6 protein-coding genes are annotated in these 17,290 nt (G+C 70.2%); all 6 read right to left on the reverse strand.

From position 1 onward, the window contains the following. Positions 1-29 precede the first annotated feature (29 nt). The gene (locus tag H4W80_RS60635; RefSeq protein WP_318786844.1) at positions 30-857 is read right to left on the reverse strand and encodes a carbohydrate ABC transporter permease; all 828 of its coding nucleotides are present in this window, start codon (positions 855-857) and stop codon (positions 30-32) included. Further along, positions 854-1,765 carry a carbohydrate ABC transporter permease gene (locus H4W80_RS13275; RefSeq protein WP_318786845.1) on the reverse strand — a complete coding sequence of 304 codons (912 nt, stop codon included), beginning with the start codon at positions 1,763-1,765 and terminating at the stop codon, positions 854-856. Before H4W80_RS13275 ends, H4W80_RS60635 begins: the two co-directional genes overlap by 4 nt. Before the next feature lie 22 nt (positions 1,766-1,787). Next, a complete protein-coding gene (locus H4W80_RS13280) occupies positions 1,788-3,179 on the reverse strand; it encodes an ABC transporter substrate-binding protein (RefSeq protein ID WP_192785372.1) in 1,392 nt (463 codons plus the stop codon). Between the two features lie 266 nt (positions 3,180-3,445). Continuing rightward, positions 3,446-9,733, reverse strand: a complete 6,288-nt coding sequence (locus H4W80_RS13285) for an RHS repeat-associated core domain-containing protein (protein ID WP_192785373.1) — start codon at positions 9,731-9,733, stop codon at positions 3,446-3,448. 184 nt (positions 9,734-9,917) lie between these two features. Continuing rightward, positions 9,918-14,042, reverse strand: a complete 4,125-nt coding sequence (locus tag H4W80_RS63565) for a LamG-like jellyroll fold domain-containing protein (RefSeq protein WP_192785374.1) — start codon at positions 14,040-14,042, stop codon at positions 9,918-9,920. A 195-nt stretch (positions 14,043-14,237) separates the two neighbouring features. After that, on the reverse strand, positions 14,238-16,982 hold the full coding sequence (locus tag H4W80_RS13295) for an AAA family ATPase (RefSeq protein ID WP_192785375.1): 2,745 nt from the start codon (positions 16,980-16,982) through the stop codon (positions 14,238-14,240). Positions 16,983-17,290: the final 308 nt, after the last annotated feature.

Below are 17,290 nucleotides of genomic sequence, written 5' to 3' on the forward strand. Positions count from 1 at the left end.
GGTTCAGCCGGAGCTCCAGTCGAGGTGGCTCATCCCTTGCTCCCCGTGGTCGCGATGCCTCTGAGGAAGTGCTTCTGGCCGAGGAAGAACAGGATGATCATCGGGATGGTGGTGATCACGCTGGCGGTCATGACGATCTCCCAGTGCCACTCCCCGCCGAACCCGAACTGGTCGAGCAGCGCCTTGAGCCCGCGCGGGACGGTGAACGTGGAGGAGTCGCGCAGGTAGATCAGCGGCCGCATCAGGTCCGTCCAGGCCGCCTGGAACTCGAAGAGCAGCGTCACCACGACCGCGGGCCGGCACAGCGGCAGCGCGATCCGGGTGAAGATCTTCCAGTTGTTCGCCCCGTCGAGCTTGGCCGCCTCGAACGGCTCTCGCGGCAGCCCCATGAAGAACTGCCGCAGCAGGAAGATGTAGAAGGCGCTGCCGAACAGGTTCTGGGCCCACAGCGGGGTGAGGGTGCCGACCATGCCGAGCGAGTTCCAGATGAGGAACACCGGGATCATGGTGACCACGCCCGGCAGCATCATCGTGGCCAGGAGGAGGCCGAACAGCGCCCCTCTGCCGGGGAAGCGGAAGTAGGCGAACCCCCACGCCACCATCGCGCTGGTGATCGTGACGGTCACCGCCGCCAGCACCGTGACCAGCAGCGTGTTGACCATCCAGAGCGCGAGCGGCGCCTCCTGCCACACCTTGACGTAGTTGTCGAGGATGAACGTCTCGGGGATCAGCCGGTGGTCGAACACCTCGCCGCGCGGCTTGAAGGAGGCGCTCAGCAGCCAGACGAAAGGGTAGATGAAGGCGACGGTGAGCACGCCGAGCGCGGCCCACGTCAGGATCCGCCCGGCCCGCTTCACGGCTTGCCTCCTTCGTAGTGGACGTAGCGCCGCGTCACGAGGATCTGCACGCCGGTGATCGCCATGATCACGATGAACAGCAGCCAGGCGAGGGCCGAGGCGTAGCCCATGTGCAGGAACTCGAACGCCTGCTGGAACAGGTAGATCGCGTAGAACAGGGCCGCGTCGTTGCTGTAGGTGGTGTTGCCCGAGCCGAAGAAGGCGGTGTACGCCTCGGTGAACGACTGCAGGGCGGCGATGGTGTCCACGATGAACAGGAAGAACAGCGTCGGGCTGATCATCGGCACGGTGATGCGCAGCGTGCGCCGCCACCAGCCGGCCCCGTCCACGAGCGCGGAGTCGTACAGCTCCTGGGGGACGCCGCGCAGCGCGGCCAGGAGGATGACGACCGAGGAGCCGACGGTCCACAGGCTCATCAGCACCAGGCCGGGCTTGACCCAGTCGGGGTCGGTGGTCCAGGCGGGCCCGTCGATGCCGAACAGGCCGAGGAAGCCGTTGATCAGGCCGCTCTGGCCGTTGAACAGCATCAGCAGCAGGATGCCGATCGCGACCGGCGGGGTCATCTTGGGCAGGAAGAAGACCGTGCGGAAGAAGCCGGTGGCCTTCGTGGCGCTGTTGAGCAGCAGGGCCAGGGCGAGCGACACGACGAGGTGGGCAGGGACCGACATCACGGTGAACAGGGCCGTGTTCCGCAGCGCGAGCCCGACCTTCGGGTCCTCGAAGAGCGCCCTGTAGTTGTCGAGGCCGACGAAGGACGGGTCGTTGATGACGTCGTAGTCGGTCAGCGACAGGTAGGCGCTGTTGATGACGGGCCACGCGGTGAAGATCAGGAACCCGATGATCCAGGGGCTGATGAACAGCAGGGCCGCCCGGGTGTCCTTCCAGCGCATGGTACGCCGGAAGGACACTTTGCCATGAGAACGGGACATCTCAGTTCGTACGCTTCGTCCAGCCGGCCCACGCCTTGTCGAGAGCGGCCTGGGCGTCCCGCTGCGCCTTGTCGAGCGCCGGCTGCGGCTTGTCCTGGCCGTTGAGCACCCGGTTCACCGCGTCCTGCCAGGCCGTCTTGAACTCCTTGTCGGCGGGGTTGGCGGGGAGGCTGAAGGTGTGCTTGTTGGCCTCGTAGAACGCCTTCACGCCGGCGTCCCAGACGGGGCCGCCCGAGGTGAGCATCTTCTCGATCTCCGCGTCGGCCTTGACGTTGCCGGTCAGGATGCCGGTGAACGGCTTGCCCTCCGCCTTGCGCTTGTCCAGCCGGACCTGGGCCGCGGCCTTCCAGGTGTCGACGAGCGTCATGGTCTTGGCGAAGCGGCAGGCGGCCGCGGCGTTCTTCGCCCCCTTGGGGATCGCCCACGAGGAGCCCGAGGAGAAGGCCAGCGGCCGGCCCTGCGGGGTGCGGAAGGTGTCGAACACCAGGGGCGCCTTGGGTGAGACGTCGTTGAGCACGTTGACGTACCACTGCTCCATGGGCATGGCGCCCAGCTCGTCCTCGGCGAACTGGTTGCCCTTGCCGAAGAAGTCGGCCGAGTCGCGCAGGGCCTTGACCTTGGCGAAGCCGCCCTGCGCGTCGTAGATGCCGACCGCGAACTCCAGCGCCTTGACCACCTGCGGGCTGTTAAGCTGCGCCGTCCGGCCGTCGGCCGACAGCAGGTCGGCGCCGTTGGCCTTGGCCCACAGCGGCAGGAACTCCGGCAGCTTGCTGTCGTAGCCGATCGCCTGAAGCTTGCCGCCCGGCGCCTTGTACAGCTTCTTCGCCGCGGCGGTGATCTTGTCCCAGCTGGAGCCGTTGACGTCGTCGATCGTCAGCCCGGCCCGCTTGAGCAGGTCGCCGTTGGCCATCGTGATCTGGACCTGGCTGAACTCGGGGATGGCCCAGACCTCGTCGCCGAAGGTCACCTGGCCGAGCGCGTCCTTGCCGTACATCGAGGTGTCGATCTGCTCGCCCTTGATGCACGAGGTCAGCGGGATGATGGCGCCGCGGGAGGCGAACGTGCCGATCTCGTCGCGGTTGGCGTAGACGACGTCCGGCGGGTCACCCGCGGCCACCGAGGAGAGGAACTGCTGGATGTCGAGGTCGCCCTCGATCAACTTGATGTCCGCGCCCCCGAGCGCCTTCTTGGCCAGGTCGACGCGGGTCGACCCGATCTCGTCCGTCGCGCCGAAGCCCATGACGGAGATGGTGCCCTGGTAGGTGGCGCTGGGGTTGAACTGACCCGCCGACGGGCTCGCGGACGTCCCGCCGCCGGTGCCCTTGGCGCAGGAGGTGAGGGCCAGTGCCAGGGACACCGGCAGAAGGGACCAGCGGACGAGTGGGGTTCGCATGGGGGGAATCGCCTCCGGCAAGCCTGATGACGGCCACCAATGTGGCAACGTTCACACATCTGAGAACGTACCCATACCGCCGAAACCCCGTCAACCACTCGAATCACAGCGTTTCAGTGTCGTTAATTTCGGTCGGGCGGTGTGGGAACGTGCATCCTTTTCCCAGAATCCCGTCCCATACACGGGTGCGACCCAGCGGGGCGCCGGAGCGGAACCGTGCGGCGCTCGCGCTCCGGGCCTCCACGTGAGCTAGGTGTCCGGCCCGCTCAGAAAATCTTGTTCCATCCCTTCTTGACCTTCGACCAGCCTGACTTCACTTTGTCGTACGTCTTGATCACGGTGTCGGCGGCGAGCCCGCCGAGCAGGCCGCCGACATAGCCACCCGCCGCGCCGCAGGCCGCCGCGATCACCACCGTACCGGGCAGGCACAACCCGACCCCCGCGCCCGCTCCGAGGGCCGCGCTGGTCGCTACGGTTCCGCCGCGGAGGGTGGCGCGGCCCACCCGCTCCCCCTTGGTGAGGCCGGAACCCTCGTCTTCCTCGTACTGTTCGTAAGCCGTAACGCCGAATTCGAGCCCGTAGCCCACTACGCCCAGAAATTTTCCGGCCTTGCTGAGACGCCTTCCCCACTTGATCCCGCGGTACAGAGCGCGGTTGGCATCGCCGTTGTACCAGAGGCGCGCACCGCGGTTGAGCCAGCGGTTCCGGTTGGTCAGAATCAACGCCGAACCCGTCTTCCTGATCCTGTCGTAGTTGCGGAGTGCGATCGCCGCCGACCGCCCTGCCCGGGAGTCGAAGCCGTCCGCGGCGGCGCCCAGGCCGAGCAGGAGCCAGCTCAGCCCGTCGAACTTGCGCGGGTCGACGCCCTCCACGGCGTTCTGGCAGAAGTTCTGGAGGGGCATGCCGAGCCCGCAGAAAGTGCTTACGGACTTCTTGGCGAAGGACGACACGCCACCGGCCGGGTTGGAGCGGCGACCGTTACCACCATGATGGCCGCTACCGCCGCTGCTACCGCCGCCGGCGCGGTCGATCCAGTCTCCGACGCTGCCCCCGCCGGGCGGGAACGGCGGGTGGAACGGCCCGTGGAAGATCTTCCCGTCCGGGTCGGTGAAGGTGACGGGGTTGTTGTTGGCGTAGGCGTAGGCGTTCATCTGCTGCGGGTCCTGCGAGTCGATGATCGGGTCGACGCTGATGAATCTGCCGGTCGCCGGGTCGTACTCGCGGGCGCCGAGATGGGTGAGACCGGTCGGGTCGTCGGTGCCGCCGACGAAGCCGCGCTCTCCCGGCCAGGTGCCGACCGAGGTCCCGCGCCGCTGGCCGAAGGGGGTGAAGCGGCGTTGCGACAGCTGCTGCGTGGCGGCGTCGATCGCGAGTTCCCCGGTGCCGTTCTGGTCGGCCGCCAGGAAGGTGACCCCCTTCGGGGTGCGGACCGCGACGGTGACCGTGTCGTGGACGTAGTAGCGGGTGGCCTCGACCTTGGCCGTGACGTTGTCCAGGCGCAACTCCATCCCCGGCAGGTACAGGGTGGCCCCGGCGGGGTCTCGGCGGATGAGCCGGTTGCCGTCGGCGTCGTAGCCGTAGGAGGTGGCCTTCCCGCCCTCGGTGGTCTTGCTGAGCCGTCCTTCGACGTCCCACTCCAGGCTCTGGTCGTTGCGACTCAGCGTGTTGCCGATGTCGTCGTAGGTGTAGGTGTCGGACCGCGCCCCGGCGCCGCCGGTCTGGGTGAGCGAGGAGAGCGCGTGCGGCCGGGGCGCCCCCGGCGCGGGATAGGTGTAGGAGCGGATGGTGTCGGCGACACCGCCGACACCGTGCTGGACTTCCTTCGTACGGTTGCCGGTCGGGTCGTAGGTGAACGACTGCCAGTACGGCGCCACGCCCCCGACCACGCCCGCGGCCGGCGTCCCGGCGCACGACGGCGTGCCCTGGGACCAGGCCTCGCTCATCCGGCGCAGGTAGTCGTAGGCGAAGCACTGCGTGTCGGTGCCGTCGCGCGAGACGTCCGAGATCATGGTGATGTTCCCGGCCGGGTCGTATCCGTACGTGGCCGCGCGGTCCACCCCCGCGACCTCCTCACGGTCGGTCCTGGAGGAGTGCAGGCGCTGGGTGCCGAACTCGTAGGAGTAGGTGAGCCACGCCTTCTTGCCGCCGGTGGACAGCTCGTACTGCTCCGGTTTGCCGGTCAGGCTGTGCGTGGACCTGGTCACGTACGGGGTGAGGCCCGAGGTGGTCGTCGGCCTGCGCAGCTCGTCGTAGCCGTAGACAACGGTTTCGGCCGCGAGGCCGCCGGAGTCGGGGAAGCTCGTCGACTGCGTCGTGCCGTCCAGCTTGTAGCGGTTGTCGAACTGGTAACTCCCGGCCAGCTTGCCCTCGGACGCGGGGATCGTCACGGTGGTACGGATCACCCGGTCGAGGCTGTCGTAGGCGTTGACCGCAGTCGTGTACGCCTGCCCGTCGGTGTAGCGGGTGGCGCTGGACAGCTGGCCCTTGTGGACCGTGTCGTAGGCCCAGGCCGTGATGACGGGCCCGTCCGCCGCACCCTCCCGGACCTCAGTCTTTCGGCCCAAAGCGTCGTAGGTGGTGAAGACCTTCCGGTGCCGGGCGTCCTCGATCGAGGTGACCCGGTCGAGGTCGTCGTAAGTGTACTTGGTGGTTCCCTTGTCCGGGTCGTCGGTCTGGATCTCCCGCCGCCGCAGGTCGTAGTGGTGGGTCCAGGTGTTGCCGACGCCGTCCTTCACGGTCGCCTGGTCGCCCATCGGGGTGTAGGTGTAGGAGGTCGCGTCATAGGCTCCCGCCGGGGTGCCGCCGCGGTACTGGCGCAGCTCGACAAGCCGGCCGCGGGCGTCGAAGACGGAGGTCGACGCCGTCGCACCCGGCGGCGGGGTCACCGAGGTCCGGTCGCCCGAATAGGCCGTCGTGGTGCGCCACTTCTCCCGGGTCTCCCCGTTCCCCACCAGGAAGCGCCGGACCGTCTCCCGGTTGCGGCCGTCGTAGTCGTGAGCCGTCTGCGACTCGACGTTGCCCTCGTAGGGGCCGAACAGGCTCGTCGAAGGAGCGCCGGTCGAGTAGTACTGGCCGTACTCGCGGGCGAGGTTGCCGCGAGAGTCGTAGAGGGTGTCGGCGATCAGCCGCCCGCCTCCGGGGCCCGGGTCCTGGACCTGGCGCAGTCGCAGCCACCCGTCGTACAGCTCGTACGTCGGCGCGGTCTGGTCTCCCTCGGCGGTCAGCCGCCGGGTGCCGATCGCGATGATCTGGCCGTCGGCGATACGGTAGCTGAACTCCAGGTTGGGCGTCTGTTTGCCCTGCTTGGACCGGTCGGGCAGCCACACCGCGCCGAGGCGGCCCAGGGCGTCGTACTGGAGGTCGGTGCGCTTGCCGTCGGCGTCCACCTTGGCGGTCGGCAGGCCGAACGCCGGGTCGCGCTCCTCGCGGATGACGTGCGCCGTGGTCTCGTCACCGGGTTTCGCCGGCGGCCCGGTCACCCGCACTTCGGTGGTCAGCCCGGCGGTGTCGGTGAAGACGGTGGTGGTGACGTTGCCCGCCGCGTCCTTGGAGGTGAGGTCGCGCCCGTAGGAGTCGTACGTGGAGGTCTCCGTCGCCACATACGTCGCCTTCGTGCCGTCGTGGGCGGCGATCTCCTCGCTCTTGGTGAGCAGGCCCTTGGCCGGGGCCGCGCCGACGGCCCCGCCGTCGTAGGACGAGCGCTCGGCCTCCAGCAGCTGCTTCGAACGGTCGGGAGTGACCGAGCAGCTCACCGAGACGGTCTCCGACCCGGAGGGGAAGTTCAGCATCCACCGCTTGTTGTCCTGGGCGTAGCTGACGCGGACGCACCGGTCGTCGGCGTTCGTGGACACATCGCCTTCGTCGTCGGTCTGCGTGACGAGGCCGACAGTCGGCTCATAGGTGACCGAGCTCTCCGTCTCGCGCCACTTGCCGCCGTCGAGCGCCGTCCAGGTGTGGGTCTTGGCGACGTTGACGAGGTTGGCGGTGACCGTCCCCCAGCTGCGGGTACGGCTCGCCGTCTGCCGCCGCCACGGGGTGTTGACGGTCTTGACCTCCACCGCACCGCCCGGTCCGGCGAACTCCGTCCTCTTCAGCTCGAAGCCCGCCAGGGCGTCATGGTCGACGTGCTCGCCGCCTTCGCCGTCGGAGATCTTGACGCTCTTGGCACCGCCGTCGGCGTTCAGGCGGTCGCCGTCCATGCCGCGAAGGTACAGGTGCTCGGTGAGGGAGCGGGGGTCGTTCCACCCGCCCGTCGTGACCTGGACGCGCCCGTAACCCCGCCACTGCGACCAGGTCTTGTACTTCTCCTTGGTGATGCCGTCGTCGTCGTCGAAGTGCCAGGCCGCTCCATCGGGATAGTCGTACGACGTCAGCATGTCGGGTCCGCCGCCGGTCCGGTCCGAACGGACGACCCGGGTGACGACGTACTTGTGGAACCAGTCCTGGATCGGCTCCTCGTAGCCGGCGGGCGTCCACTTCACGGGGAAGCAGCGGTGGGTGTTGGTCTCCGGTTTCGGCAGCGAGCCGAGCGTGCAGTCCTCGTCGGAGTAGTTGACGTCTATCTGGCCGCCGGACTCGTCGTAGATTGCGCCGAGCCGGTACTTGACGAACGGCGCGATGTCGTCGCCCTGCTTGTCGACGCGGTTGGGCAGCTGGACGTGGTTGAACGTCACCAGCGGCAGCGTGATGGCCGTGCCGGAGGCGAGACCGGTGTGCTTGATCGACTTCAGCAGCAGCGCTCGGTCGACGTCCGCGTCGCCCCAGTCGTGGTCGAGCGTCCACGACTCGACGTCGCGGTAGGTGCCGTCAGCCTTCTGCACCTGGGTCTTGACCTCGGTGAGCCGCTTGCGCGACCAGAATGTGGGGGTGAGCGCGCCGTGGGTGCCCTTGCATTCCGTACCGGCCGCGCAGTTGAGGTCCCACGGGACGTCGGGCCAGTTCAGCGGAGTGTCGTCGATCTTGTCCGGGGCGCACGCGGGGGCGTCGCCGAGGCAGCGCTCGGACACGCGGAAGACGACCAGTGCCGGGGCGTTGCCGGTGAAGAGGGAGTCCGCGCGGCGGCCGTACTCGATGCGGTCGAGCCAGCCTCCCCTGACGTACGGGGTGTCGTCGGCGGGCTCGAGGTCGCGGCCGTAGCGGTTGCCCTCCTGCTTGTAGAAGTACGTGATGGCGTTGCCACGCGGGTCCACCACGTAGTCGAGGTTCCACCGGTAGGCCTGCTGGCACCAGGACTTGGCGAACGTGTCGCCATGGCAGGGCTCGCCGGCGTCGTCGCCGAAGACGGGCTGGGTCCAGGCCGACCCGGTCTCGGGCTTGCCGGAGCTCCAGCCGGGCAGCCGGTTGAGGCCGAAGAAGTACTGCACGCCGTCCGGGGTGGTGAGCTTCCAGTACTCGCCGTCGTCGTCGCCGTTGGCGGTGCCTGTGTCCTTCAGCCGCTCGACGCGGGTGCCGTCGTCGTTCTTCAACCGCCAGGTGCCGTCACCGGCCTGGACCAGCTCGCCGCCCTTGCCGTTCCAGCTGATGGCGGCGTTGTCGTACGCCCAGCACTGGTCGCCCGGCGGGGTGCCCCATTCGTCCTTGGGCGCTCCGTCGTCGGCGCAGGGCTTGTACCCGCGCTGGATGTAGCCGGGCCAGTAGTCGAAGCCCTCGCCCACCCAGGACGGCTGGTTGTTGGTGTTGGAGGTGCGGCCGTCCATGGCGCCGGAGGAGTAGGAGAACCCGACCTTCGGGGTCAGCTCGCCGGGCACGGGCGGCACCCGGATCGGGTAGGACCAGGAGAAGTCGCCGGACTGCTCCGACACCGACCACGTCGCCGAGGAGGAGAGCTTGGTGGCCGAGTAGTCGCCCTTGTCGCCGGAGCCGCCCGCGACCGCGGCGAGCACCGTCTGACCGCCCGTGCTCGCCGATGCCGACGGCGACGACGGGGTGACGTCGGCGGAGAGTCTCTTGCGCTCCGTGTCGTTGTGCGAGGCCACCGGGGTCGTGGTCCGGCACTCGGGGTTCGAAGGCGTGGTCAGCGCGCACGAGGGCAGGCGCACCAGCCTGAGCCGGCTGCCGTAGGAGCCGCCGTACGCGCCCGCGAAGCCCGAGTAGTCGAGCTCCACCCCGACCGAGCCGTCCGCCGTCACGCCGAACACGACTCCGTCCACGCCGGCGCGCTCGCCCGCGGCCCGATCCATGATCTGGATCTTGACCTTGCCGGCGGCCGGCACGACGTTCCTGTCCGTGCCGCGCGGCGCGCGCACCCACACCGGGAGGTCACCCGCACGCTGCTCCTGTGCGGCACCCTCCACCTCGGCCTCGGCGGCGCCGGGACGGGGCCATCGCGCCGTCGGCGGGGTCGCTCCCCTCGCCGCGGGATCGGGCTTTCGGGCGACGGCTTTCAGTGGCCGCCCGGCGACCACCCGCTCCGTTTTCCCGACGCCGGGCGGCTCCTTCATGGGAGCCGCCGACGCCTGTTGGGGTACCGCCACGAGCATGCCGGCGGCGACCACCACCGCCGACAAAGCGGCGAGGTGACGCGTGAGCCTCCCGGGGCTCTTGGACCTGCCCATCTGCATCCTCCGGACTGCCGATCGCCGCGCGGCGGGCTCGCCGCGGCGGCGGAGAAGAGTTCGTGAAGTGCTCGCGCCCCCGGGGCGCGTGCCGTGACACGCCGGCGGCCGGGCGCGGGTGGCCGACCGGGTGCACGTGGCCGGGTGGCCCGGGCCGGGCGGCGCGCGCCCGGCCCGGCCGGGGTCAGGGGCCGGTGTCGGTGGGGAGTTCCGTGCCGCCTGCCAGCATCTGGATCTGTTCATCGGTCGCGATGCCCTGAAAGGCCCACACGTCGTCGATCACGCCCGGCCAGTACTCGCCGTACGCGCCGTCCGTCTTGGTCCTGCCGAGCTGCAGCCCCTTGCCCGCGTTGAACCCGAGCACGTTGTACCGCCACGACACGTGGTCCTCGGTCTGCTCCGGCTCGCCGTTGACGTAGAGCCTCATCTGGTCCCGGAAGGCGTCGTAGACGATCGCCACGTGGTCCCATTCCAGACCTGACTGGAAGGCGGAGTGACGGGCGGTGGGACGATTCGAACCGGTCGCGTCCTTGTCGGGCATCTCGATCTCGTAGCCGCCCGCGTCGGCCGGGGCCGCGGGGTCCGGCCGATAGCGCAGGGTGAAGGCGCTGTTCGCGGAGCCCTCCTGGCTGAAGATCGCCGAAGCCCGGCCCGGCCGACCGGCCGTGGTCACCCAGCCGGCAACGGTGAAGCTGTCGTCGGTGCGCACGACGGGGCCGGCGGAGGCGGCGTAGTCGCCGTCGCCGTCCAGGACGAGGGCGCCGGGCGGGGTGCCCACCCAGCCCGCGGCCTGGTCGATCCGGGCATTGCCGTACAGGGTGACGTGCCGTCCCGCGCCGGCGTCGTCCGCCGCGATCGTCAGCGGTGAGCCGGAGGCCATGGCGGCGATCTCCGAGTCGCTGATGATCTGGTCGAACATCCGGACCTCGTCGATGTCCCCGGGGAAGAACGACGAGGGCGAGCCGCTGTAGGAGCCGGCGCCTATCTGCACCGGTCCGGCGGCCTTCCACGGCGCGGTGTACGCCGTCGTGGACACGAGCTTGCCGTTGACGTACAGCTTGATCTGCTTGGCCGCGGCGTCGTAGACCCCCGCGAGGTGCGTCCACACGCCACCCTGCGGGACCGTCGTGGACTGCGCCCGGATGAGCGTCGCGTTCGCGTCGTTCCCGGTGCTCCGGTTGAAGATCCACCGGTCGTAGGAGGACGAGTAGTAGAGCTCGAACGCCGGTTTCACCGAGTCGGTCTGCGTGGCGATGATCCCGGCGTGCGCCGGTTTGGTGGCCGTCAGCTTCGCCCAGGCCGTGACCGAGAAGCTCTTGCTCGTGTCCAGCACGGGCCCGGCGGTCTTGAGATAGCCGGTCGTGCCGTCGGTGCGCGCCGCGTTGCCGTACTTACCCGCCGTGCCGAAGGTGACGCCCCCGACCTTGCCCGCCGGATGGGTGCCGGTGACCTCCTCGGCGCGGCCGGCGCCCGCCGCCTCGTCCAGCTTCCAGTAGGCGGTGCTCGGGCGGACCGCCGAGGCCGAGTCGTTCAGCTTCCAGCGGGCGTTCACGATGGGGTGCTGGGTGAACAGGTCACCGATCTCCTCAGGGGTCAGGATGCGGTCGAAGATCCGCACGTCGTCGATCTCGCCGGGAAAGAAGGATGCCAGCGCGCCGTTGGAGGACCCGGCGCCGATCCGCACCGGTCCGGCGGCCTTCCACGGCGCGGTGAACGCCGTCGTGGACGCGAGCTTGCCGTTGACGTACAGCTTGATCTGCTTGGCGACCGAGTCGTACACGCCGACCAGGTGCGCCCACTCCCCTCCCTGAGGAGCGGTGGCGGACTGCGCCCGGATGGTCGTGGCGTTCGCGTCGTTCCCGGTGTTCCGGTTGAAGATCCACCGGTCGTAGGCGGAGGAGTAGTAGAGCTCGAACGTCGTCCGCACGGAGTCGTTCTGACTGGCGATCATGCCCGCGTGATCGGGTTTGTCCTCCGGGAGCCGTGCCCACGCCGACACCGCGAAGCTGGCGGAGGTGTCGACCACCGGCCCGGCGGTCAGCGCGTTGCCGGTGGTGCCGTTGAGCTGCATCGCCGTCTTGGAGACGCCCGGCACCCCCAGTGTCACGCCTCCCTCGACGGTGGCCGGGAACTTGCCCGTGGCATCCGCGACCTGCATGGAGTCGACGGGGTCGTCCAGTGCCCACTGGGCCCGGGCCGGGGCGCCCGCCTTGGCGCGGTACGCGTAGTAAGCCCTCTCGCTGACGTTGCCCGCCGCGTCGAACGCCTGAACGGTGACGAAGTTGATGCCGGCGTGGTCGGGGGCGACCTCGATCGTCACCGGCCCGCCGGGCGTGACCGGCTTGCGCTCGATGGCCTGGGTGGGGTTGTCGTTGACCCCGAACCAGTACTTCGTCACGTCGGCATCCGGGGCGTCCGCGGTGAAGGTCGCGTAGCGGCCGACGCCGTCGTACCAGGGGTCGTCGTCGTTCGCCGGGTCGGACTCCGGGTAAACGGCGGAGGTCACCGTCGGGGACGCCGGCCAGCTCTTGTCGTAGGTGAAATAGCAGGAGGTCGCGTCGCCCGCGTAGCTCCACGGGCTGTACTGGTAGCCGTCCCAGGTCCGTACGGCCCAGTCGATCGTCTTCCTCTCGGGGATGGACGCGGGCAGCGTGACCTGGAAGGTCGACCCGCTGGTCTTCGGCCCGATCTTGGCGGAGGTCCACCGCCGCGCGCCGTCCCAGCCGGCGGCGAACTCCGCGTACACCTTCTTGGCGTCCCCGGAGTCCGGGTCGCGCAGCACCGCCAGCAGGGTCGGGGGCACGCGCACGGCCGGAGCGGGGCTGCGGACGCACTTGCCGCCCGGTTTCATCGCCAGGTCGCTCATCCTGGGCTGAGGCGGCGGGGTGTTGTAGTTGACGCGCAGGTAGGCGTCGTCGGCGAACCGTTTCCAGCCGTACGGATCGCTCTCGTAGCCGGCCCGCAACCCGAACGTCGTCGTGGACCACCTGAACGCGGCGGCGTCCTTCACGGCCTTGGTGGCGTCGAACTCCACGTCGCCGCCCGGGCAGTCGGAGGACCACCCCTTGGCCACGTCGCGGGTGTCCAGGTGATCGATCCAGTTGTCGTCGGTGGAGTTCCAGGTCGACCCGTCGATGAACGCCTTGGTGCGCCACAGCTGCACCGTGCGGCCGTCGCAGGAGTAGGACCAGGTCTCCTTGGCCACGAAGTCGGCCGAGATGATGTGCTTGCCCGCGTACGCGCTGGTCGGCATGCGGTAGAAGATGCGCTTGACGTCGGAGGGCGCGCACTTGGCGTCGCCGGCGCAGTGGCCGAGTCCGGCGTCCGGCTTGCCGCCGAACTTGTAGAACGAGGTGCTCGGGTAACTGCGCGACACATACGCCCAGGCCGAGGCCTTGACGGTCTTCCACACGGGGTCGATGTAGACGGGGAACGTCGTGTCGGGAGCGTCCAGCAGCCGCGCGTCCGGGGTGAGCGTAAGACCCTGCCCGTCCACCGTCGTCCCGATGTCGGCCACCTTCGACGTCGGGGACGGACCGTCCGCCAGGCCGTCCCCGGCGCGGGACGCGCGATCCCGCGCCGCCCCCGCGGGCTCGGTGGAGTCCCACATGATCGCCCCGGGCGCCTCGAAGACCGGGCCGCCCGCGGCCTGGTCGACGGCGCGCAGCCGTCCGTCCGCCTCCTTCCGGAGGGTGAGCCCGGCGCCGGCGATGCCCAGGCGCAGCGTGGCGAACGCGCCACCGGACAGCGCCTCGCGGGTCTTGACCACCAGCGTGTGGGCGAAGCCGTCGGTGTCGGCGCGCACGACCAGGTCGACGTCCTTCGACACGTCCCGGTAGACCGCCGAGTCCCCCCGCAGCTCAGGCTCTGGAAGCTCGCCCGGCCACCTCAGCTCCATGGACCGGCCGGCGCGCGTCATCCGCACGAGCGGCGCGTCGCCGCCGCCGGACACCGCCAGCTCGACGGTGGCCGCGCGTGGCCCGATGGATCCGTCGGCCCTGCGGACCAGAGTGGTGTCGGGATCCACCCAGTGATCACTCTGGCGCACGCGGACGGGACGCAGGTGCTCAACGGCCGTGTACGAACCGTCCGGGTTCGCGAAGACCTCCCGTGACTCTCCTCGCCTGGCGAGGATCTCCGCCTCGCGGCCGGTGCGGCGGGCGAGTGCGCGGGCCTGCTCGTCGGTTCGCGCTACGGGCTCGGGCTCGGCCGCCCGTGCCACCGGCCCCGCTCGTTGGACGTCGAAACCCGTGAGCATCGACGCGCAGACAATCCCCGCCACCGCGGCGGCGACCAGCCTTCGGAACACCGGCACCTTCTTTCGCGCGCACGCTGCGACACCGGCGCGACGCGCCGGGCCACCAGCACTGATGTGGGCACAAGATCAGCAAACGAGCCCACGGTACGCGCGGCTGCGCCTTCGCGAATCAGTCATCCGCGGGGCGCGTTCCGGGCCGGTTAAGTCGTCTCACGGCCGCGGTTGAGTATGCCGTCCCGGCGGCTCTCAGTCGGTGCGGACGACATCGGCCAGCTCGCCGCGCGAGGACACCCCGAGTTTGGGGTACGCGCGATAGAGGTGGGAGCCGACCGTCCGCACGCTCAGGAACAGCTGTTCGGCAATCTCCCGGTTCGTCCGGCCCTGCGCGGCCAGCCGTACGACCTGGAGCTCCTGCGCGGTGAGACTGCCGAGCCGGTCAGCCGCACGGCTGCGCGGGACGGTGACGTCGCCGCTGGCACGCAGTTCGCCGAGCGCCCGGGCCGCCCAGGGGACGGCGCCGAGCCGCTGGAACCGGTCCATCGCGTTCCTGAGCAGGTGCTGTGCCTCGCCGCGCCTGCGGGCGCGCCGCAGCCACTCCCCGTACGACAGCTCCGTGCGGGCCTGCGAGAAAGAATGCTGGGCCTTGTCGTGGAAGCGCAGGGCTGCCTGGAAGAGTTCCTCGGCCTCCTGCCGGGTGCCGGTCAGGGCACGGCAGCGCAGCACGACGGCATCTGCCCAAGGTTGCCGCACGGAGGACGCCCACTCCTGTAGCGGGCCGAGGCATTCTGCGGCGGCGCCGCTGCCGGTCCTCACCGCAGCCTCGACAAGGTCCTCCGCGGCCATGATCTCCACCAGGGCGTGGCGGTGCCGTCCGCGGGACAGCCCGCGAAGGTGCTCCAGCGCGGCCTCGTGGCGGCCGAGGCCGAGGTCGAGCAGCCCGAGCGCCCACGTCCCCATGGCGGCGCTCATGCGCAGGCCCCGGGACTCGCCGAACGACGTTGCCTCCTCCGCCAGCTCGCGGCAGCGCTTCTCATCACCGGTGATCGCGGCGAGCACCGCGCCGACCGCGGTCAGCCGACCCGATCCCTGGTCGCGCCCGATGTCGGCGGCCACCTGAAGGCCTTCCGACACATCGATGACCGCGTCAAGGCATTCCCCCAGGAACAGCCGGGCCTGGGCGCGTAGCTCAAGCGCCCCGGGCAGCAGCTCCACCATGCCGTGCGCGCGGTACTCCTCGACGAGCCGGCCGGCCAGTTCGGCGGAGGCCGCGCTGTCCCCCATGGCGAACGCGATGCAGGCGGCGCTCAGCCTGTCGCTCCATTCGCCCCCATGGGTGCGGCGTGCCTCCGCGATGGCCGCGCGGGCGGCCTCGAAGTCCCCCGGCTGCCGGCCGGTGAAGAAGTCGACCACCTCCGTCATGGCCGCGCCGAAACGGCAGGCGAAGGACCCGGGGGGAGCGGACAGCCGGCGGAGCCGGCCGACTGCCTGCCCGGCCACGGCTGGGCTGCCGGCGAGCAGCGCGCCCCGGACAGCCTCCACCAGCATCGCGGCGGCCTTGCCCGGGTCCGTCCCGGTGATGCGTTCGGCGCCGGTGATGAGCAGGTGGCCGGCCTCTTCCGGGGAGCCGCGCTGGGCCTCGACCACGGCCCGGACACGGTCGAGCTCCGCCAGCGCCGACGGCGTTCCGGTGAGATCCGCGGCGGCTTCGGCGAGGGTGACGGCGCGATCGAGCCGGCCGGACGCGACCGCCAGTGCCGCCGCCTCGCCCAGACGGCGCGCCCGCGCCGAGACTTCGCCGGTCAGCTCGGCCGCGCGTTCGTAGGCTGCCCCGGCCGCCGCGTAGCCGTTGGTGGCCCGTGCTCGTTGGGCAGCGGCTTCGAGCTCGGCCGCGGCCTGATCGTCCGGTCCGGTAGCGGCCGCCGCCAGGTGCCACGCGCGGCGGTCGCCGTCCCGGTCGCCGATCAGCGCGGCGGCCAGTGCCCGGTGCGCCGCGATCCGGCGGCCGAACGGAGCGGTCTGCAGGGCGACGGTCCGGATGAGCGGGTGCCGGAACATCACCTTCCGGCCGTCCAGGGTGACCAGACCGGCCGCCTGGACCGGATCCAGGTCGGCGACAGAAGCCCCGAACATGTCGGCGGCACGAAGGATCGGCTCCAGGTCGCCGCTGGTGTCGGCGGAAGCGACGAGCAGGATGGCCTTGGACGGTTCGGGCAGGCGGTCGATCCTGCTCTCGAACGCCAGACGGACACGGCCGGCCGGCGGGAGCATGCCGCGCCCGATGTCGAGCGGGAACAGGCTTCCCGCACGCTGCTCCGGCGTCAGCCGTCTCGGCAGTTCGACGAGGGCGAGGGGGTTTCCCTCGGCATCGTCCAGGAGCCGATCCCGCACGTGCGGCGCCAGGTCGGGCGCATGCTCGGCGAGCAGCGCGGCGGCCTCCGTCCGCGCCAGGGCGCCGAGACGCAACCCGGGCATCCCCAGCGGCTGCACGTCCCGCTCCCCGTCTCTGATGGCGAAGATCAGGGCAAGGCCCTCCGAGCCGAGCCTGCGCGCGGTGAACGTCAGCGCCTCGATCGAGGGCCGGTCAAGCCAGTGCGCGTCGTCGATCAGGCACAGCAGCGGCCGCTCGGCGGCCAGATCGGACAGCAGGGTCAAAGTGGCGAGGCCGACCAGGAACCGGTTCTCCCCCGGCGGGTCGCCCAGTCCGAAGGCGCCGCGCAGGGCGGCGGCCTGGCGGGACGGCAACGCGTCGACACGGTCGAGCACCGGCTTGAGCAGGAGATGCAGGCCGGCGAAAGGCAACTCCGCCTCGGACTCGACCCCGGTGGTGCGCAGCAGCTCCATGCCGCGCGCCTGCTCGGCCGCGTACTGCGCGAGGGCCGACTTGCCGATGCCCACCTCGCCTGCGATGACCAGCGCACCGCTGCCGCCTTCCCGGAGGCTTTGGAGCAGTTTGTCGATCTCCGCCTTCTCGGCGACTCGTCCATGTAACAAGGCACCCCTCCCTCGGCCGATCACCTGCCCGGCGTACCCAGTCTGCCATGGACGATCATCGCTGTGTCAGGACGGCTGTCATGCCAGATCGTCCGAGGGCTCAGAGCCAGGCCAGGTGCGGCGCCGAGCGCGCCGCGGCGTGGCCGGCTCTTGACGATCCCCGGGTCCCCTAGCACTGCGGCACCCAGGAAATGCGGACGCTGGGGACGTGCACCTTCTGCACCTACCGGTCGCATAACCTATAACGCTCACCACCGCAGCATCGAAGGGGGCGTTCGTCGACATGAGTAGCTGACGGTGTAGGTTAT

This window comes from Nonomuraea angiospora (assembly GCF_014873145.1).
Classification (GTDB): domain Bacteria; phylum Actinomycetota; class Actinomycetes; order Streptosporangiales; family Streptosporangiaceae; genus Nonomuraea; species Nonomuraea angiospora.

Bases quoted from the DNA above. Each gene is read 5' to 3' on its own strand.
- H4W80_RS13280 (WP_192785372.1), bottom strand. From the start codon at position 3,179: ATGCGAACCCCACTCGTCCGCTGGTCCCTTCTGCCGGTGTCCCTGGCA.
- H4W80_RS13285 (WP_192785373.1), bottom strand. From the start codon at position 9,733: ATGGGCAGGTCCAAGAGCCCCGGGAGGCTCACGCGTCACCTCGCCGCT.